The 18,571-nt window shown below is 43.9% G+C and carries 17 protein-coding genes and 1 riboswitch; of the genes, 3 read left to right on the top strand and 14 right to left on the bottom strand.

Annotation, left to right across the window (positions count from 1 at the left end; translation table 11 throughout):
* Nucleotides 1-75: 75 nt before the first annotated feature.
* The 5 genes from argC to ACFQ4A_RS05305 all read right to left on the bottom strand — a co-directional run bounded on the left by argC (nt 76) and on the right by ACFQ4A_RS05305 (nt 6,285).
* On the bottom strand, nt 76-1,113 hold the full coding sequence (gene argC / locus ACFQ4A_RS05285) for an N-acetyl-gamma-glutamyl-phosphate reductase (protein WP_382398320.1): 1,038 nt from the start codon (nt 1,111-1,113) through the stop codon (nt 76-78).
* A 385-nt stretch (nt 1,114-1,498) separates the two neighbouring features.
* On the bottom strand, nt 1,499-2,155 hold the full coding sequence (locus ACFQ4A_RS05290) for a 4Fe-4S cluster-binding domain-containing protein (RefSeq protein ID WP_382398322.1): 657 nt from the start codon (nt 2,153-2,155) through the stop codon (nt 1,499-1,501).
* The gene (gene nrdD / locus ACFQ4A_RS05295) at nt 2,152-4,095 is read right to left on the bottom strand and encodes an anaerobic ribonucleoside-triphosphate reductase (protein ID WP_382398324.1); all 1,944 of its coding nucleotides are present in this window, start codon (nt 4,093-4,095) and stop codon (nt 2,152-2,154) included. Before nrdD ends, ACFQ4A_RS05290 begins: the two co-directional genes overlap by 4 nt.
* Nucleotides 4,096-4,405: 310 nt before the next feature.
* The gene (locus ACFQ4A_RS05300; RefSeq protein WP_382398326.1) at nt 4,406-5,698 is read right to left on the bottom strand and encodes a nucleobase:cation symporter-2 family protein; all 1,293 of its coding nucleotides are present in this window, start codon (nt 5,696-5,698) and stop codon (nt 4,406-4,408) included.
* Entirely contained in the window at nt 5,695-6,285 is a 591-nt protein-coding gene (locus ACFQ4A_RS05305) for a xanthine phosphoribosyltransferase (RefSeq protein ID WP_382398328.1), read from the bottom strand. The genes ACFQ4A_RS05300 and ACFQ4A_RS05305 overlap by 4 nt, the downstream gene beginning before the upstream one ends.
* Nucleotides 6,286-6,550: 265 nt before the next feature.
* A riboswitch (purine riboswitch) is annotated at nt 6,551-6,652 on the bottom strand.
* A gap of 181 nt (nt 6,653-6,833) precedes the next feature.
* On the opposite strand from ACFQ4A_RS05305, the gene guaC reads away from it, so the two are divergent.
* Nucleotides 6,834-7,814, top strand: coding sequence for a GMP reductase (gene guaC / locus ACFQ4A_RS05310; RefSeq protein ID WP_382398330.1), 981 nt, complete (start codon nt 6,834-6,836; stop codon nt 7,812-7,814).
* A 150-nt stretch (nt 7,815-7,964) separates the two neighbouring features.
* Here the strand turns inward: guaC and ACFQ4A_RS05315 are convergent, their stop codons facing one another.
* On the bottom strand, nt 7,965-8,960 hold the full coding sequence (locus tag ACFQ4A_RS05315; protein WP_382398332.1) for an LLM class flavin-dependent oxidoreductase: 996 nt from the start codon (nt 8,958-8,960) through the stop codon (nt 7,965-7,967).
* Between the two features lie 189 nt (nt 8,961-9,149).
* Here ACFQ4A_RS05315 and ACFQ4A_RS05320 point away from each other — a divergent pair, with 189 nt between their 5' ends.
* Complete coding sequence (locus tag ACFQ4A_RS05320; protein WP_382398334.1) at nt 9,150-10,379, top strand: dicarboxylate/amino acid:cation symporter; 1,230 nt, start codon at nt 9,150-9,152, stop codon at nt 10,377-10,379.
* Nucleotides 10,380-10,504: 125 nt separating this feature from the next.
* On the opposite strand, the gene garR is transcribed toward ACFQ4A_RS05320, so the two are convergent.
* The 7 genes from garR to ACFQ4A_RS05355 form a co-directional block, all read right to left on the bottom strand.
* Nucleotides 10,505-11,389, bottom strand: coding sequence for a 2-hydroxy-3-oxopropionate reductase (gene garR, locus ACFQ4A_RS05325; protein WP_449280305.1), 885 nt, complete (start codon nt 11,387-11,389; stop codon nt 10,505-10,507).
* A gap of 19 nt (nt 11,390-11,408) precedes the next feature.
* Nucleotides 11,409-11,687, bottom strand: coding sequence for a YciI family protein (locus tag ACFQ4A_RS05330; protein ID WP_382398338.1), 279 nt, complete (start codon nt 11,685-11,687; stop codon nt 11,409-11,411).
* Nucleotides 11,688-11,912: 225 nt separating this feature from the next.
* Nucleotides 11,913-12,944 (bottom strand): MBL fold metallo-hydrolase, encoded by a 1,032-nt coding sequence (locus tag ACFQ4A_RS05335; RefSeq protein WP_382398340.1) that lies wholly within the window; start codon nt 12,942-12,944, stop codon nt 11,913-11,915.
* 84 nt (nt 12,945-13,028) lie between these two features.
* Complete coding sequence (locus ACFQ4A_RS05340; RefSeq protein ID WP_382398342.1) at nt 13,029-13,736, bottom strand: LutC/YkgG family protein; 708 nt, start codon at nt 13,734-13,736, stop codon at nt 13,029-13,031.
* A complete protein-coding gene (locus ACFQ4A_RS05345) occupies nt 13,733-15,160 on the bottom strand; it encodes a LutB/LldF family L-lactate oxidation iron-sulfur protein (protein WP_382398344.1) in 1,428 nt (475 codons plus the stop codon). The genes ACFQ4A_RS05340 and ACFQ4A_RS05345 overlap by 4 nt, the downstream gene beginning before the upstream one ends.
* A gap of 45 nt (nt 15,161-15,205) precedes the next feature.
* Nucleotides 15,206-15,922: a (Fe-S)-binding protein gene (locus ACFQ4A_RS05350; RefSeq protein WP_382398346.1), complete on the bottom strand. Its 717-nt coding sequence runs from the start codon at nt 15,920-15,922 to the stop codon at nt 15,206-15,208.
* A 78-nt stretch (nt 15,923-16,000) separates the two neighbouring features.
* Nucleotides 16,001-16,936: a carbon-nitrogen hydrolase family protein gene (locus tag ACFQ4A_RS05355; RefSeq protein ID WP_382398348.1), complete on the bottom strand. Its 936-nt coding sequence runs from the start codon at nt 16,934-16,936 to the stop codon at nt 16,001-16,003.
* Between the two features lie 371 nt (nt 16,937-17,307).
* Here ACFQ4A_RS05355 and ACFQ4A_RS05360 point away from each other — a divergent pair, with 371 nt between their 5' ends.
* Nucleotides 17,308-18,105 (top strand): N-acetylmuramoyl-L-alanine amidase, encoded by a 798-nt coding sequence (locus tag ACFQ4A_RS05360; RefSeq protein ID WP_382398350.1) that lies wholly within the window; start codon nt 17,308-17,310, stop codon nt 18,103-18,105.
* 100 nt (nt 18,106-18,205) lie between these two features.
* Here ACFQ4A_RS05360 and ACFQ4A_RS05365 read toward each other — a convergent pair whose 3' ends face one another.
* On the bottom strand, nt 18,206-18,424 hold the full coding sequence (locus ACFQ4A_RS05365) for a hypothetical protein (RefSeq protein ID WP_382398352.1): 219 nt from the start codon (nt 18,422-18,424) through the stop codon (nt 18,206-18,208).
* Between the last annotated feature and the right edge of the window lie 147 nt (nt 18,425-18,571).

The following is an 18,571-nucleotide window of genomic DNA, read 5'->3' on the forward strand; positions in this document are numbered from 1 at the left end:
TTCCTCCTCCTTTCATGGAATCTATCCCGCCTGTAATGGTCAGTAACCCGCCAAATAACGGCGGCTAACAGTTCCTTATGGATAAACAGGTGCAAATGCCAAACCTGTTTTCTCATCAAGCCCGAACATCCGGTTCATATTTTGCACAGCCTGACCTGCTGCCCCTTTAACAAGATTATCAATAACCGAAACGATCATAATCCGGTTGGTTCGTTCATCGTAGGCCAGTGACACATCACAAAAATTCGACCCATAAACTTCTTTGGTACTTGGGTATGTACCCTGTTCTCGTATTCTGACAAAATAGCAATCTTTGTAGCTCTCTTTGTATAAGGCCACTAGTTTTTCAGTCGTCATGCCCTCTGGTGCATCCGTGTAAATCGTTGTCATAATGCCCCTTGTCATAGGTACGAGATGCGTACTGAACGTTACGGCACCTGCATGGGAACTCCAGTCGGACAGAACTTGCTCAATTTCCGGTGTATGCTGATGTTCATGAACTTTGTAGATTTTCAAATTGTCATTCATCTCGGTGAAATGTGTAACGGTGGTAGCGTTTCTCCCCGCGCCACTGACGCCGGTCTTGGCATCAATGATAATTGTATTGGGATCAATCAACTGACGTTTTACTAGCGGTGCCAACCCAAGTAAGGCGGCAGTCGGATAACAACCCGGATTAGCAACCAGCTGTGCTTTTGTCAGATCGGTGTCCAGCCATTCCGTAAGTCCGTATACCGCATTATCAAGCACTGCCGCATTAGGTGCTTTCTTGTTATACCACGCTTCATATTGCTCTGTATCGTTCAATCGAAAATCACCAGATAGATCAATGACCCGGGTGCCCGCTTTGATTAATTCCGGCACTAGTTCTGATGACACACCTGATGGCGTTGCCGTGAAGACAAGATCAGCATCCCTAGCGATTTCTTCCGTAACAATAGGCTTAAGCTCCATTCCGGCAACCGCTTGCAGGTGTGGATAACTGTCCACCGTTTCTGACCCGTGCTGACTTGATGAATGACAGGATTGAATGGTGACGTCAGGATGTTGCTGCAATAGACGTATAAGTTCTGCTCCACCGTACCCAGTTGCACCAATAATCGCTACGTTCATATGACATCGTCACCTCCCGCGTTTTATTTCTCCCTATTATAAAATGTATAAAAATAATGTCAAGTGTATATTTATAAATTTATATAAATATTTCCACATAATTCATAACTGTTCTTCCTAAGTCAGGGATTTTAAAATTATGATTCTTACTTGCGTGTTCAAAACGATACGGGAATAGCAGAACCGTATTATTTAAGGCGTTTTTTATCCATCATTCAATAAAAGAAGTTGATTTAGAGGTATTCTGGAAAGTAAGGTTTTCCTTTTAGCAACAGAGATAGAACGGAGTATAAAAAAATCCCATACCACTTTTAAAGTGATACGGGATAATTTGGCATTCGAATATGAATGATTAACCTTTTGGGTCAAACACGTCTTGATACAGTTATTCAGGAGAAACAAATTGGTTTAAGAAATATGGAACACCACTGTTATAGTAGTTTTTTCGGGTTTCAATATATTTTCTAATTTCCTCGAAAAACACATCAGCAAGAATTGGGTATTTTACGGTTCGAACTTGATCAATCGGCGAATTGTGCGCAATGACGGTATCGATGCTGTCGAGTAAATTATTAATGAGTTGTTGATTCGGTTTTATTCCCATCACATCTTGGAAAATGTCCTGATCTTCTACAGGATCCAATAAATGATAAGGAAGTTTCATATCAACGTGAATGCCATCAACCAGGTCCTGATCAATTAAATGTTTTATTTTCTTATTGTATACACCACAGGTTGCGATGACTATCCTTCCTGTAAATACGTTGCGTACCACTTGCAGCAGATCCGTAATTTCGTCTAACTTATCAATTAAAAATTCTCCGCCACTGAACATCACAGCATCAAATAAAAAGCCGCTCTTTTTCAGATATAGATACAAGTCTTCCTTTGTTTTATGTTCCCGAGGCGTCCTGGCAATTATTTCTTCATAGTTATGGCAGCCATAGCAATGCAGTAGACAACCTGATAATGAATGAATAAGCAATGTGGTATGTTCCGGCACATCTTGAAACGTGCGAATGAATCGGTTATAAAACTTCAATGTCCTACCACTTCTTCAACCGTTTCTTTTTTCATTCGTTTGCGCACATTCCAATCGTGACGACGAGCTTTGGACCAAAAATTGTATTTTCCTTTGTAATACCCTTTTTCATCTGTATTAATATTGTTTCGTGCAATCATTTTCAAATAGCCGATCACACGACTAAATGTGGCAATATCCTGTGAGCCGCATCTCGGGCAAGTGTGGATGTTTCTTGCATCTTCAGCGATGATTTTTTGACCACATTCCATACACGACGTAATGGTTGGTGTTAACGTTATATAATTAATTGGTTTTTCAAAGATTTTATCTAAATAGATAACCAATTTCTCAGCTGCTACCTTTGACTCCAAGAAGTGGTGCAAGACACTTCCCGATGTCGCATACCCTTGAAATTCGGCGCTGTTTTCCAATTGGTCTAGGAAATCTTCCTCAGAAAATGGTGTCATACATCCACTTGTTAAGTATGGATTTTCGCCTTCACCTTGTGTGAAAATGGCTCGATTATGTGCTTCAGCCCATTTTTTATCATGTCGGGCCAGTTTAATCGCGGCATTTTCAGCAGGTGCATACTCAATACCGCAAGCTACTTTGTCACGCACAATAAACGCATTAACAATATTTGTCATATGCTGCATTAATTCATGAGCAATTAACTGTCCCTTTTCGTCTTTAATACCATCTTGATAACCTATGTTAATGAGACCTTCGTTCACCCCAGTAATCGCAAAGACATTAAAGTAATTTTTTAAATTGTTATTGTAGGCAAAAAATGTTGGGTAAAGATCTCTGTTTTGTTCCAGCCAGTTCCGCTTGGCCATATGTGCTTCTTGCATAATCTCCATATATTCACGCATTTTGTCTTTAACCAAGTCTATATCATGGCCAAATTCCAATAGTAATCGATTTGCATTTAAGTTTAATACTTGTACAGCACCAGTCGAGCCGGTAGAAGAACCAAATACACCACCGCCGGCTTTGGACAGTGTTTCTAAGTTAATCTGCAACCGGCAGCAAAGACTGCGGCTTACTTCGGGATCCTTCGCCTGAATGGCGGGATTCAACACTTTATAATATGGATCTTCAAATGGTTTGGTTTTAAAGTTTTCAAAGTAGACCCCACCCCAATGATACATCTTATCCAATAATTCAAGAAAAAGCGGGTTATGATAATTGAAGTCATCATCAATTTGAATCGTCATTAATGGGAATGTAAATGGGATGCCGTCGCTTCCCGTGCCTTCACTCATTACATTAATGATCGCTTGATTTATACGGTCAAAATATTCAGACGGAATCTCTGAATACTTAATTGGCAGACCTTCCCCGCCAATGACAATATATTCATCTTTAATTTCTTCTGAAGGTTTGCCAAACTCCAATGTAATATTCGAAAAACTGCTTTGCGCACCGGAACGTAGCGGCATGTTTAATTCCCAAATTAAGCTTTGAAAGAGTTGCTTTAAATCGTCATCTGAATAATATGAACCAAATTTATCTTCGTTGTACAAATAGGATGCAGCAATGGTAGAAAGCTGTGCAAGCATTACCGCACCGGAAACTTGCTGAGAAATTAGTGTAACGACATTACTGAAATGTCTAACAAGAATAGACAAGCGTTTTGTTGGCCTCGATTTGATCATGTTTTTAGCAAGTGATGGTATTCCTATCATGGCAATGTCACGGCAGCTAATTGATACACAATATGGCGCCAACTGTTTATCATGAACATAGATAACACCTTCGTCATATAATTCCTTGATTCGGTTTGGAAGAATATGACGAAACAAAAAATCCTGCTCAGCATGATTGTTTAAGTTATGACGCAGAAGAGGTAAGGAATAAACAAAATTGCTGTTTTCGTGTTTTAAATAATCCGCTTTCTTGTCATCCGCATGGGATGTGAACGTTTCAATAATGTCTTCTGAGCTTTGAAACATAAAATATCTCTCCTTTGTTTTGTTCGTTCGCTTTGAATATAACACAATATATAGTGTTTTAAAGTGATTTAAATCACTATATATAGAATTTGGCAAAAAGCAAAGATACCAGTGTATTATGGATAAAAAATCCCGTACCACTCATCATGGTGATACGGAATTTTCAGCGTTTGTTCCAATTAAAAGCATTTGTCATCTTGCCAATGTAAGTATTTTAAAGAGCCAGGTTGATCTAAACAGGACGAGCATTACTATTTTTATATCATAATCCACTAATCAAAACAATCCCAAAACTGGTCCCCTAAACTGATCAGGCACTTTCCTGATGCACAATGGTTGTCCGGGTTTTCGCTTTTACCGGTGTCATATTGAATACAATATTCAGGACAATGGCCGTCACACTGCCTGCTACAATCCCGTTACTTGTCAGAATTTGAATACTTGACGGGAAGTTGTGGAACAACTCCGGAACCACTGTTACGCCCATGCCCATGCCGACTGAACAGGCAACAATCATCGCATTTCCTGGGGAGTCAGATATCACAACACTCAACATTTTTATTCCCTGGGCAATAACCATTCCGAACATGGCGACCATCGCACCGCCCAGAACAGCCGTCGGAATAATGGTTGTCACGGCTGCTATCTTGGGAATCAGTCCAAGTAAGACGAGCATCAAACCGGTGATTATAATGACCCTTAGTGATTTGACACCTGTCATCTGCATCAACCCGACATTCTGCGAAAAAGCTGTATACGGAAAGGCATTGAAAATCCCGCCGAGCAAAATAGCTAAACCTTCCGCACGATAACCATTGGAAAGATCCGCTTCCTTCAAGTCTTTTTCCGTCATATCCCCCAGCGCAAAATAAACACCCGTCGACTCGACCAGGGACACCATCGCCACTAGAATCATCGTCAAAATAGCAGACCATTCAAACGTCGGCATGCCAAAATAGAATGGCTGAACGACGTGGAAATATGACGCGTCGCCAACTGCCGAAAAATCAACGCTCCCCATCAACATCGCTGCAACAGTCCCGGCTGTCAAACCAAGTAGTATTGCAATCGATCGGGTAAAGCCTTTTGTGAAACGATACAACAAAATAATGCACACTAGCGTCCCGAATGCCAACGCGAGATTGTTGATCGAACCGAAATCACTGGCGCCTTCTCCCCCGCCCATATTGTTGATGGCCGTGGGGATCAGTGTGATACCGATAATCGTCACAACTGTCCCCGTCACAATCGGTGGAAAAAAACGAACCAATTTGCCGAAGAAGCGGCTGATGAAGAAAACGACGACACCCGAAACGATAATTGCACCATAAATGGCTGTTATCCCAAACTCACCACCAATCGCGATCATTGGCCCCACTGCCGTGAACGTACAGCCAAGCACAACGGGAAGGCCAATCCCGAAAAACCGGTTACGGACCACTTGCAAAATCGTCGCAACCCCGCACATCAAAATATCAATGGCCACTAGATACGTTAACTGGTCGGATGTTAAGCTAAGTGCCTCCCCCACAATGAGCGGCACTAAAATCGCACCGGCATACATCGCCAACAAATGCTGAAAACTTAAAGCAGCTGTTTTCATGATCGTATCGCCTCCTTCGATTGAAATGTAACGTGACCATCAGCCAGTGACGCAATCGTTGCCAATGACTCGACACGAATGCCGCGTTCGCGCAGCATCTTTCCACCTTCCTGAAACCCTTTTTCAATTACAACGCCAATTCCTTCCAGCGTTGCACCAGCCTGTTCAACCAGATCAATCATTCCTAGGGCCGCCTGACCGTTCGCCAAAATATCATCAATAATCAGCACAACATCATCACTGTCTACATAGTCTTTTGAAATCGATATGTCATTCGCTTCTTTTTTAGTGTAGGAATAAACTTCTGTTGAATAAAGATGCTCATTCAGCGTGAGCGATTTGCGTTTCCGGGCAAAAATCACCGGAGCCTGCAAGGCCAATCCCGTCATAACAGCTGGTGTGATTCCCGACGATTCAAGTGTCAGAATTTTGGTAATGCCTGAACCTGCAAACCGCGAAGCAAATTCCTTTCCGATACGTTGCATGAATACAGGATCAACCTGGTGATTCAAAAATGCATCCACTTTTATGACCGAATCGGATAAAACCTTTCCTTCTGTCAAAATGTTTTGTTTGAGTGATTCCATCCTGATCTCCTTTCCAGGAATTAAAAAACCCGAAAAACAAGCTTCCACTCAAACTATGAGGAAAGCCATGTTTTTCGGGTCATCAATAACGTGGACGAGCATCAGCTAACTACGGTACGTTCTATCGTAACGCCTGCACTAGTCTGCCCTGACGTCAGCAGGCTAAGTTCGCGACGTCCTGTCGCAACACCTACACTAGTACGTCCTGTACGTCGAAAATCCGAACATTGCACAAAAGGAATTCACCATCTTCGCGGGGTCATCCTCTTGTACTGCTTTCTTTCATAGTCGGTTCATTTATGGTAAACCGGTAGAAACTTGCAGGCCATATTCCTGCGATTATATGAAAATAGCTATTTGATTGTTGTCTATTATAGCATTTTTGACTAAGAATACAACCCGGTTATTAAAATTCAATTATTCTGATAACGATCACCTCCCCCTTTCCATTTTGTTGATTGACATATTTATAAAAGTCATGTACATTAACAATTAGACGAACATTTTATTTATTATTATACTTATCATTCGTTTTTAGGGGTGTAACGATGGAAAATGTATTTGATTACGAGGATATTCAATTAATACCAGCCAAATGTATTGTCAGCAGCCGCTCCGAATGTGATACAACGGTGAATTTTGGCGGCTACACATTCAATCTGCCTATTGTGCCTGCCAATATGCAAACAATTATCGACGAAAAAGTAGCACTAAACCTGGCGGAAAACGGGTACTTCTATGTTATGCACCGTTTCAACCCGGAAACAAGAGCCAACTTCATCCGTGATATGCATGCCCGCGGACTGATTGCATCAATAAGCGTTGGTGTCAAAGAAGATGAATACAGCTTTATCCGGCAGTTGGCAGAAGCAGAACTCATACCGGAATTTATGACGATTGACATCGCTCATGGTCATTCTGATGCTGTGATTAATATGCTGCAGTATATTAAACACTATTTGCCTGACAGCTTTGTGATCGCAGGAAATGTTGGAACACCGGAAGCAGTCAGAGAGCTGGAGAACGCCGGTGCAGATGCCACCAAAGTCGGCATCGGACCGGGGAAAGTATGTATCACCAAAACAAAAACCGGTTTTGGCACCGGTGGCTGGCAGCTGGCGGCGCTCAAATGGTGTGCCAAAGCAGCCAGCAAACCAGTTATTGCTGACGGGGGTATCCGTACACATGGTGATATCGCAAAGTCGATTCGTTTTGGTGCCTCAATGGTTATGATTGGTTCCTTGTTTGCCGGCCATGAGGAATCACCGGGTGAAACGGTTGAGCAAGACGGCAAACGATACAAAGAATATTTTGGATCGGCTTCGGAATTTCAAAAAGGTGAGAAGAAAAACGTTGAAGGCAAGAAAATGTATGTCGAGCATAAAGGCTCACTACAGGCTACATTGACCGAGATGAAACAGGATCTTCAGTCTGCTATTTCCTATGCAGGCGGCAAAGAATTACAGGCCATCCGTCATGTTGATTATGTTGTTGTCAAAAATTCAATTTTTACTGGGGATACCATTTAGAAATCCTGAAGTTCACAAGGAAATTCCTGAAGTTTACGCTGTATTTCCTGAAGTTCACAGGAAAAACCCCGAAGTTCACAACTTTTTTCCCGAAGTTGTCACAGACCATATGCAACATTAAAACGATCAGGCTTAGTTCCTGATCGTTTTTTAAAGGTCAAACGTCTCAGCCAACAATCGATACGAATGAACTTTGGCCTCAAAATCATAAATATTCGTGATAATCATAAATTCATCTGTCTGGTAATACTCACTCAGGCGCTCCAACGCTTGTTTCACCTGTTCCGGTGTCCCGATCACACACCGGCTGCGATTTTTCTGAATCACTTCCAAGTCTTCCTGGCGAAACGTTCGATTTTTGACTTCCTTAATGGAAGGTACTTTCGTATCAGAGCCTTTCCCAACATTCAATAGCCATTTATCCTGACTTAAAGCCAGTTCCTCTGCCTCTTCTTCCGTATCGGCACACACGACAAAAATACAAACTGCCGTTCTCAGCTGATCAAAACGTTGGGAAGGCTTAAAAGCACTCCTGTATGCGTCAATCGCCGCCCGCCCATGTTCCGGATTGATAAAATGCCCGAATATAAATCCTGCCCCGATTTCTGCTGCATTTTTGGCGCCTCTTTCCGATAAACCAAGCACCCACATCGGTGGGGTTGTTTCGGTTCTCGGAACTGCTTTGACCAAACGATATGGATGGTCTTTCGGCAATGTATTTTGCAAGAAGCCCTGCAAATCCTGCAACTGTCGCGGAAACTCGGCCATGCTTCTATTAACACCATCAGTTAAAGCCATCCGTGTATCCTGTGAACCGCCGGGTGAACGCCCGATCCCCAAGTCAATGCGTCCAGGAAATAGCGCCTCTAGCGTTTTAAAGTTTTCCGCTACTTTATACGGGCTATATTGTGGCAGTAACACCCCACCAGAGCCAACACGAATCGAATTGGTATGTGCAGCAATTCGGGTGATTAGAATTTCCGGTGAGGCACTAGCCAAACCATTTGTGTTGTGGTGTTCGGCGACCCAATAACGTGTATACCCCAGCTTTTCTGTTTCGTTTGCCAGTTTTAGTGTATTGTTTAATGCCTCTTCAGGGTTGGAACCCCATGATATCGGTGCTTGATCCAATACACTTAGTTTCATTCAAGAATCGTCTCCTTTCGCATTAATACCTGGATTTATCTATCATGACATAGTCAAACAAGCATACTGAAATCATTTGCTCCAGCATTATTTTTTCAATTATAAAATTATTTTGATTATCATGGTTATCATCTTGATGAACATAACATATTCATCTATTAACAACATTTGAAAGGAGGGAAATCTGTTATGGCTGCCAGGATCAAAAACGTAAGCCTCTTATCGCAAATTTTAATTGCCTTTATCCTTGCCATTTTAGCCGGTATTATTTTCGGTCCGGATATCGCCGTCATACAACCGTTGGGCGATTTGTTTTTACGTCTTATTCAATTCATTATTGTGCCCTTGATCGTTTCATCACTCATTGCAGGTGTGGCCAGTACCGGAAGCATGGAAACCCTCGGGCGTATCGGCGGAAAGACGATTCTCTATTATGTCTGCACAACCTTTGTCGCCGTCACCATTGGCCTGATAGCAGCATCTTTATTCTCCCCTGGTACAGGTGTCGATATCTCCACTTCCCGGGAAGTACCTGACGTAACCGAAACAGACGGTGTCATCAGCATCTTGTTGAACATCATTCCAACAAACCCGATTGAGAGTCTATCGAGTGGTGATATTCTGCAAATTATCTTTTTCGCCATCTTCGTCGGTATCGGCATCACCATGGTTGGACAAAAAGCTGAACCGGTGTATCGTTTTTTCGACGGCTTTGCTGAGATTATGTACAAAATCACCTGGATGATCATGAAATTGATCCCAATTGGTGTTTTCGGGTTACTGGCTCCAATCATCGGTGAGTATGGTTTGTCTGTTTTAATGCCGCTAATCAAGCTCATTTCAATCGTTGCGGTTGCCTGTATCATCCATGCCCTGGTTACGTATTCGATAGCCGTCAAAGCGTTTGCGAACATGAATCCATTCCGGTTTTTCAAGGGAATTGCACCAGCCAGTCTTGTAGCATTCAGCACACAAAGCAGCTCTGGAACGTTGCCGGTCACCATCAAATGTTCAGAAGATAATTTAGGGGTATCAAAAAAGATATCAAGTTTTGTCCTGCCTTTAGGCGCAACCATCAATATGGATGGAACATCACTTTATTTAAGTATTGCCGCCCTTTTCACAGCACAAGCTTACGGGGTCGAATTGTCGATTATCCAAATATTAACGATAGTGCTCATCGGAACGTTGGGCTCAATCGGTACAGCGGGGGTACCGGGGGCCGGGCTGGTCATGTTGACACTCGTCTTAACAACATTGAATCTGCCGCTGGAGGCGATTGCGCTAATTGCCGGGGTCGACCGTTTCATGGATATGTTCCGGACCGCCGTCAACATTACAGGGGATGCATCAGGTACGGTTGTGATCAATGCGACTGAACGAAATCTGGATGAAAAGGATCACACGTCTGATGGCTAAATCATTTTGCCACATATCGACCGATAAAAGCTTTTTCATAAATTATATCGAAAGAGCAGTCACGGAGGGATGACTGCTCTTTCGTATATTTCTATTAAAGTACCTCACACAGTAAGCGATGACGATTAAACATTAACGTTAGCCAGCTTTTCATAATATTTCACAATCGCCGCATGATCATCCTCACCAATGTCATCAGCTGTCAACGCTTTTAATGTTTCCCTGATTGAAGCGGTTAGTGGCAGTGGAACATCAATATCTGTGGACGTTTCCATCACATTATTCAAATCCTTAAGGTGGAGATCGATTTTAAAACCGGGCTCAAAGTTTTGCTCCAGCATCATCGGCGCTTTCGCATCCAATACATTACTGCCGGCAAGACCTCCCCGGATGGCGTTATAAACCAACTCATTGTCAACACCCATTTTTTTCGTCAGTACCAGTGCTTCTGAAACAGCCGCAATATTCAGTGCTACAATAATTTGATTGGCAAGTTTCGTTGAATTGCCTGATCCTATCTCACCGGTTCTGACAACCGATCCGGCCATCGCTTCCATGATAGGCAGGCATTTATCAAATACATCCTGATCGCCTCCTACCATCACGGAAATGGTACCATCAATCGCTTTTGGCTCGCCACCACTGACAGGGGCATCGAGAAATCCGATATCCTTCTCCTTCAATGCTTCACCAATTTCCTGGCTGGCAATCGGGGCGATGGAACTCATATCAATGATAACAGATCCTGGCTTTGCACCTTGGCTTAAACCACCATCCGCCAATATAACCGCTTTCACTTCAGGTGAGTTGGGCACCATTGTGATCATGACATCCGCTTTGAGAGCGACATCAACGTAAGTTTCAACCACTTCCGCACCATGATCACCCATTTCCTTATTCGTTTCAGGATTGCTGCTGGAGACCACTAAATCATATCCCGCCTTGATTAAATTTTTACTCATCGGTTTCCCCATAATACCCAATCCGACAAAGCCTATTTTCATAATCAATGTCTCCCTTCAACTTATATTAAAAGTCAAATGCAATGTCCGTTTCCATCGCCCATTCATGAATTTCCCAGTCTCTTGCCCCCTCTTTAATATAAGGATCTTCTTGCAGATAGGAGACAGCCTGATCAAAACTATCAGCCACGTAAATAACCAGACCACCAGAGCCATCTGTAAATTTTCCATTCATTAATATCTTTTTCTCCTGTCTCATCTGTTTCAGGAATGCTAGATGCTGTGGCCGATATTTTCGGCTCTTTTCCTCGTCTTTCATCGGGAGCAAAACAGCATAGTAGGACATGAAAATCTCCTCCTTGTTTACAAGATTTGTAGAGTCTACTCTTCCTTGGCGAGTAGACAAACTGGCTCGCCGAAGTTGCCGCGATCGGGCTGAAGTTGACTCACTCGAGCTGAAGATACCCCGTTCGAGCTGAAGTTGACGTGCTCGGGCTGAAGTTGCCGCGATCGGGCTGAAGTTGACGTGCTCGGGCTGAAGTTACCGCGCGCGAGCCGAAGATCGAGGCGTTCAGTCTCTACTTTTTGACGACTTATTAGCCATTTGGGCTTCACGTTCTCCGCGTGAAGTATGCATAGAATAAACCCATTGATTTTCTATCTTTCTTTTCTCTATTTCCTCTAACGTTTCCAGCCTGTCCAAATGACCGATAATCTCTGACATGACCAATGAAAACTCGCTATTATAGGCTTTTTCATAAAACATCCGCGCAACCTCATCGGCCGTACAGGGTTGTAAAACGCTAATCAGTTTCCTGATTTTTTCCGATTTGCTGTCAATCCCATTCAATCGCTTCTCAATAAGAGCAGCGGGATTATCTATAATCGCCCCATGGCCGGGATAAACTATGTTTAACGCGTAATCCCGGCATTTTTTCAGCGATGCTTCATACTGAACCAATGTTCGAAGTCTTTTTCCACGTGCATCTGGCTCTATCATGGCATTACTGGACACATGCTCAACCAAATGGTCTCCTCCAAACAGGATGCCGCTTTCCTGGTGGCACAAAACAATATGATCCGGCCAGTGTCCAGGTGTCTCAATAACATCAAATCCGGCTACACTATCTCCCCCTTCCAACGGGTTGATTTTAGTTTTTAAAGCCTGCGATTCATTTGCTTTAGCCTTCTCCTTTAATTCTATTATTCGATTATCCCCATTTTCCTTGCATCCCATTTCCCGGTATAATTGCTGGAAAAATGCAATACGATTCTGTATGTAGCCTTGGTCCCTATAAAGCCTGGGTTCAGCATCTTTATGGGCATATACAGGTATGTCATGTACATCCAGGATGCGGTTTACAAGACCTGTATGATCTTGATGACTGTGTGTCAGAACAATTTTATCGATATCTTTAAGCGAGAACCCATTCTCCTGTAACGTCTGATGCAAATATCGCCAACATTTTTCCGAATCAATCCCTGAATCAACAAGTAACAACTCGCCTTCAGATGCCACAAGGTAAAAATTAAAGGATTGGAGACTGGATGATGTTGGAACGATGATGGGTTGAACGTGTAACGATTCATTTTGTCTCTTCATATAAATTACCCCTAGCTAAACTTGCTATCATACGATCATTTCATCCTAACCCTATTTTCTAAATTAATCGCCCACTGACCCCCTTTAATCATCCACCACAATATACGTCACTTCAACAGGGCCATGCACCCCAACAATCAGGTTCATTTCAATATCTGCACTGTTACTCGGCCCTGTCACAAAGCTAACACATGAGGCAACGTCATTGCCCGTTTCGTTCGCTTCATGGATCTGTTTCGCTGCCTGTGTCAATCTTGGTACAATCGTGCTTTTGGGAATGATGGCGATATAAGTTCTGGGCATCAGGCTGATCGAACGGCCATTGTATTTGTTGTTAAATAACGTCACCGTCCCTGACTCTGCCAGGGTGATATCGCTGAACGTGATGCCAACATCCGCGCGTTCAGCAAATGACTGATTATCTTTGCCTTTTGTCTCATTCCATAAATGAACGTCATGGCCGTCATCCTGTATGTTCCGGTAAAAATCGTCCAATCCATATTCGGTGTTTCGCGAATCACTGGAAGCGACAATCGCTTTACCGGCATACCCTTCAAGCGTTTCTTTTAAAACAGCCGCCACCCCGTCCCTGTCTGTACGTTTAAAATCTGTATGAATGACCTCACAATGTTTTTCCAATACATCCACCAGTTCATCTTGTGATAGGCCAGCTAATACCTTTTCTTGCGGACGTACGCTCCATTGCGGGCGTTTAACCCCTTTTGTTCTGCGGGGACGGTGTAAGTTAGCCGTCACATTATCTAAAAAGGCTTCCCGATTGATGATGGTCATTGGGATTCGCCTCCTTTTCGCCGCTCCTTAAACCATGCACGGAACGTCTGCTTGGCCGGTGCCGGAAAATCCCGATTGGCTGTCCAGCCTCTCAATGGTCCGGGCCCGTTGGTGACCGTTTCATCTTTTGACCATGGTTTCATGGCGGCGTGCGCCATCGCTGCACTCATCTTATACGCTGCCGGGTTAGACCCCCATTTCGCAAACCCTTTCATGGCCAATTGTTCCGATTTCGGTGACATTTTCTCCTGCTCAACGATAATTTCACGGTGCCGGATCAGCTGCTCATGAAGTGGGATTTTCACAGGACAAACCTCCGTACAGGCGCCGCACAATGAAGACGCATATGGGAGCTCCTCGTGATCTTCATACCCGTCCAGGAGTGGCGTTAAGACGGCACCAATCGGACCTGGATAAACGGATCCATACGCATGCCCGCCGACATGACGATAAACAGGACAAACATTGATGCACGCTGCACAGCGGATGCAATGAAGAGCTGATTGGAATTCCGTTCCCAAAATATTGGAACGGCCATTATCGACAATCACCAGATGATAGTCCTCTGGTCCATCTGTTTCCCCTTCCAGACGTGTTCCGGTTATCGACGTGACATAACTGGTCAAATCCTGGCCAACAGCTGCACGTGTCAATAGACTGACAAGGACATCCAGTTCTTCATAAGTCGGCACAACACGTTCCATCCCCATGATAGAAATCTGCGTATCCGGAATTGATGTGACCATTCGCGCATTGCCTTCATTGGTAACAAACGTGACCGCACCAGATTCTGCCACCGCAAAATTACAACCGGTAATGCCGACATCAGCCGATAGGAATTCCTGCCTTAACTGTTCCCGGGCAAAACCCGCCAGTTCTTCCGGTTCAGACGTTTGCTGATAGCCTTTCTTTTCGGTAAATGTTTCCTGAACTTGTTCTTTATTTTTATGCACGGCCGGTGCGACAATATGCGATGGTGGATCCTCATCCAATTGCAAAATCCATTCACCCAGGTCGGACTCAACAACGTCTGCGCCAATGTCCGCCAGTGCTTCATTCATGCCGATTTCCTCAGTTACCATCGATTTTGATTTCACAACTTTTTTGGCATTCTTCTGCTTCATGACATTTTGAATATACGTGTTGGCCTCTTCAGCCGTTTGCGCAAAAAAGACATTTCCGCCGCGCTTGGCTACGTTATCACTCAAAAGCTGCAAATAATAATCAATGTTTTGCAGCGTATGCGTACGGATTTCTTCACCAAGCGTGCGCCAGTCTTCCCAATTTCCCAGCTTGTCTGCCTGATTTCGCTGACCGCTTCTAAACCGCCCTTGCGCAGACGCAACCGCCTGGCGCATGAAATCATTCTCAACGCCTTCCTGCACGCGTTCCTCATATGACGTGTCACCAAGTTTGATACTCAACAGTTCTCCCCTCCGTTTCGCTAATAGATTGTGATGCGTGATATGTTAATGATGGTTTAAAATCTCTGTTATGTGGGCGATTTTTATGTTTTTGCCTTCCCGTGACATCCGGCCGCCAATATTCATTAAGCACCCCATATCGCCACTGACCAGATATTCCGCGCCTGTTTCGGATACATGGGCAGATTTTTCTTTCACCATCTCCCCGGAAATGACCGAATTTTTAACGGCAAATGTCCCGCCAAAACCACAGCAGTCTTCTTTTACCGGAAGCTCAACCAGCTCAGCACCTTTCACATGTTCCAGCAATGTGATCGGGGCATCTTTAACACCCAATATCCGGGTCATGTGACAGGAAGGATGATAAGTTATTTTACCTTTAAAGGTGGATCCGACATCCACGATCCCCAGCACATCAACGAGAAATTGCGTTAGTTCGTATGACTTTGCGGCCAGCCGTTTCGCTTCCTCCCGCCATACTAAATCGTTCGCAAAAATTTTCGGGTATTCCTGCAACATGCCCACACACGAACCGGACGGCCCGACAACATAGTCGGAAAACTGGAATGCTTTCATCATTTGTTTCATCGATTCCTTGGCATCGGACAAATAACCGCTGTTAAATGCCGGCTGCCCGCAGCACGTCTGCGCCTCTGGAAAATCCACTTCACAACCGGCCCGTTCGAGAATTTCCACCGCATTCTTGCCGACGTCGGTTGAAAAAATATCGCATACACAGGTGATGAATAAGGAAACTTTCACATGTATCCCCCCTTTAATTCAATAGCTTTAGATTATATCGTTTACTTCCAGAGTCTATGATAATTTGCTTCTCATCTATCACACTTGCTTTCGTTCATCAACATGCAATTTAAATATATCCTTTCTGGCGTAATGCCCAACAGGATCAAAGTCAAATTGCGCTTCCGGAATTTTATCAAGATTGATATCGGCATAGATGATTTCTTCCCTGCCAAATACTGGCTCGGCGATAAATTCACCTAACGGATTGACCGCACAACTTCCACCACGGGTCATTTCATGCGGCAGTTGTTCAAATTCCGGGCGGGAGGCGATGTCATCAGGATATATGTCTTTGGTGGCATACTGATTACAGGAAAGAACAAAGCACCTGCCTTCAGCCGCAATATGCTGGATGGATGCAAACCATGTATCCCTGTGATCCGCTGTGGGTGCCACGTAAATTTGGATGCCTTTTTCGTACATGGCTGCCCGGGCGAGTGGCATATAGTTTTCCCAGCAGATGAGCGCACCGATTCGACCATAAGGTGTTTCGAACACAGGCATCGTACTGCCATCACCTTCACCCCAAATGAGCCTTTCAGAGCCGGTCGGTTTCAGTTTACGGTGTTTTCCAAGTAATGTTCCATCAGGGCCAAAAAATAATACCGTACAATAAAGCGTACCACCACTATACTCACTGTCTCGCTCGATGACACCGATGACAACGTATGCATTAGCTTCTCTGGCAGCCTTTCCAATCCGTTCAGTCTCTTCACCTGGAACATGTATCGAATTTTCCCAGTATCGTTGAAAGTCTTCCCTGCCTTGCTGCGACCTGCTACCGACAACAGCACCAAACGACATCCCTCTTGGGTAGCACGGAATGAACGCTTCCGGAAATACCATGACTTTCGCTTCATTCGCCCCTGCTTCGTTGATTAAGCGTATAGCCTTATCTGTCCCTTTCTCCTTATCCATCATTTCCGATCCGGCTTGAATAATGGCTACTGTATATTGATTGACCGTATCCAACCATATGTCCCCTCTCTGATACAAATGATGATTTTCCCTGTCAATGATTATAACATTCTATTGACTTAATTTTTGCACAAATGGGGGTGTATTTCAACCTAATTAGAAACTTTCCGGCACGATGCCCCCATCTCAACACTTGTTTCGATTGTAGTTATAGGAAGTGTCACGACGACAATCGTATAAGGGGCGTCGATGCGAAAACTGTTTACGGCTTAGCCGCATCCCCCACGGAAAGCTGTCACACAGACATTCATCCTCTGTCACATTTCTCAATTTCGACAAATCTGAACACTTTGTCCAATAATGATGCACTTCCTTGAAATACGCTATATTGCAAAGATTAATCAAAATTGGAAGGAGTTTGGCAAATGAAACTATATTTAGATCCCGGACACGGCGGGTCAGACACGGGTGCACAAGGAATTGGATTGAATGAAAAGAACATTAACCTGGATATTGCACTCAGAATCCGCTCCATTTTAACCAGTCAATATGAAGATGTAACAGTGCGCATGAGCCGTACGGACGACAGCACGAAAAGTCTGACTGAGCGGACAAACGAAGCAAACGACTGGGGTGCAGATTACTATTTATCCATTCATTGCAATTCATTTGATGGATCGGCGCAGGGGTATGAGGATTATATTCACAGCAGTTTATCCGATTCGTCGACAACAGCTGATTACCGAGATACCATGCACAACGAAATCACGAAAGTAAATCAGCTCAGAAATCGCGGCAAGAAAAAAGCGAATTTTCACGTACTGCGGGAAACAACCATGTCGGCACTCTTAACGGAGAATGGGTTTATCGATAATGCAGATGATGCTGAATTGATGACCGATCCAGAATGGCGGCAAACCGTCGCACAGGGACATGTAAACGGATTGGCAAAAGCCTTTAATTTACAGGAGAAAGAAGACGCTGGAACACTGTATAAGGTCGTAGCAGGATCTTTTCAGGCAAAGAAAAACGCCGAAAACCGGATGAAGGATCTGCAATCCCATGACATTGAGGCCTATATTATGTCAGTCAGCGTATCTGGGAAACAATGGTATCGCGTGCAGGCCGGCGCTTTCGCCAAATGGAAAAATGCCGAAAAACGCTTACAGCAAGTTAAGGATGCCGGCGTTCATGATGCCTATATTACGCGTGAAGATAGTTAAACCCGGAATGTCACCGGGTTTAACCCTTTTTAAAACGTTCGTTCAATGAAGTGGCACCGCTCATCCCGTCCAATAGAAAACGCCAGGAAAGAGATTTCCGTTAATAATCCTCCTGATCTCCTTCTTTAATAGAGGATGTTGGTTCGGTATCATCATTTTCTTCCGGTTCCTGGAAGCCTTTTTCCGGTCTTCCGGCATTTTCAATGTCGCCAGAAGTCTTGTACCCGGCTATTTCTTCATTGGACGTTGTGCCATACAATCCCATACCGCCCAGCTTTGTGTTGATTTTTTCCTCATTGTGCTCTTTTTTCTTAGCCACTTTATTCACCTCCTAGTGGTAATATAACCAAAGGAGGCCGGCGCTATAGATACTGGTACGCGGAAACAGTTCATCGTCCCGGTCAGTCCATACACTGAGACAAGAAGCGCCGCATCCCACTAGATGATGACATGTTTTAATTCTGCT

The sequence above is a fragment of the Lentibacillus salinarum genome, assembly GCF_042679865.1.
Lineage (GTDB): Bacteria > Bacillota > Bacilli > Bacillales > Amphibacillaceae > Lentibacillus > Lentibacillus salinarum.

Coding starts and splice junctions, on each gene's coding strand:
- argC (WP_382398320.1), bottom strand. CDS start 1,113: ATGAACGTAGCGATTATTGGTGCAACTGGGTACGGTGGAGCAGAACTT.
- nrdD (WP_382398324.1), bottom strand. CDS start 4,095: ATGTTTCAAAGCTCAGAAGACATTATTGAAACGTTCACATCCCATGCG.
- ACFQ4A_RS05300 (WP_382398326.1), bottom strand. CDS start 5,698: ATGAAAACAGCTGCTTTAAGTTTTCAGCATTTGTTGGCGATGTATGCC.
- ACFQ4A_RS05305 (WP_382398328.1), bottom strand. CDS start 6,285: ATGGAATCACTCAAACAAAACATTTTGACAGAAGGAAAGGTTTTATCC.
- guaC (WP_382398330.1), top strand. CDS start 6,834: ATGGAAAATGTATTTGATTACGAGGATATTCAATTAATACCAGCCAAA.
- ACFQ4A_RS05315 (WP_382398332.1), bottom strand. CDS start 8,960: ATGAAACTAAGTGTATTGGATCAAGCACCGATATCATGGGGTTCCAAC.
- ACFQ4A_RS05320 (WP_382398334.1), top strand. CDS start 9,150: ATGGCTGCCAGGATCAAAAACGTAAGCCTCTTATCGCAAATTTTAATT.
- ACFQ4A_RS05330 (WP_382398338.1), bottom strand. CDS start 11,687: ATGTCCTACTATGCTGTTTTGCTCCCGATGAAAGACGAGGAAAAGAGC.
- ACFQ4A_RS05335 (WP_382398340.1), bottom strand. CDS start 12,944: ATGAAGAGACAAAATGAATCGTTACACGTTCAACCCATCATCGTTCCA.
- ACFQ4A_RS05340 (WP_382398342.1), bottom strand. CDS start 13,736: ATGACCATCATCAATCGGGAAGCCTTTTTAGATAATGTGACGGCTAAC.
- ACFQ4A_RS05360 (WP_382398350.1), top strand. CDS start 17,308: ATGAAACTATATTTAGATCCCGGACACGGCGGGTCAGACACGGGTGCA.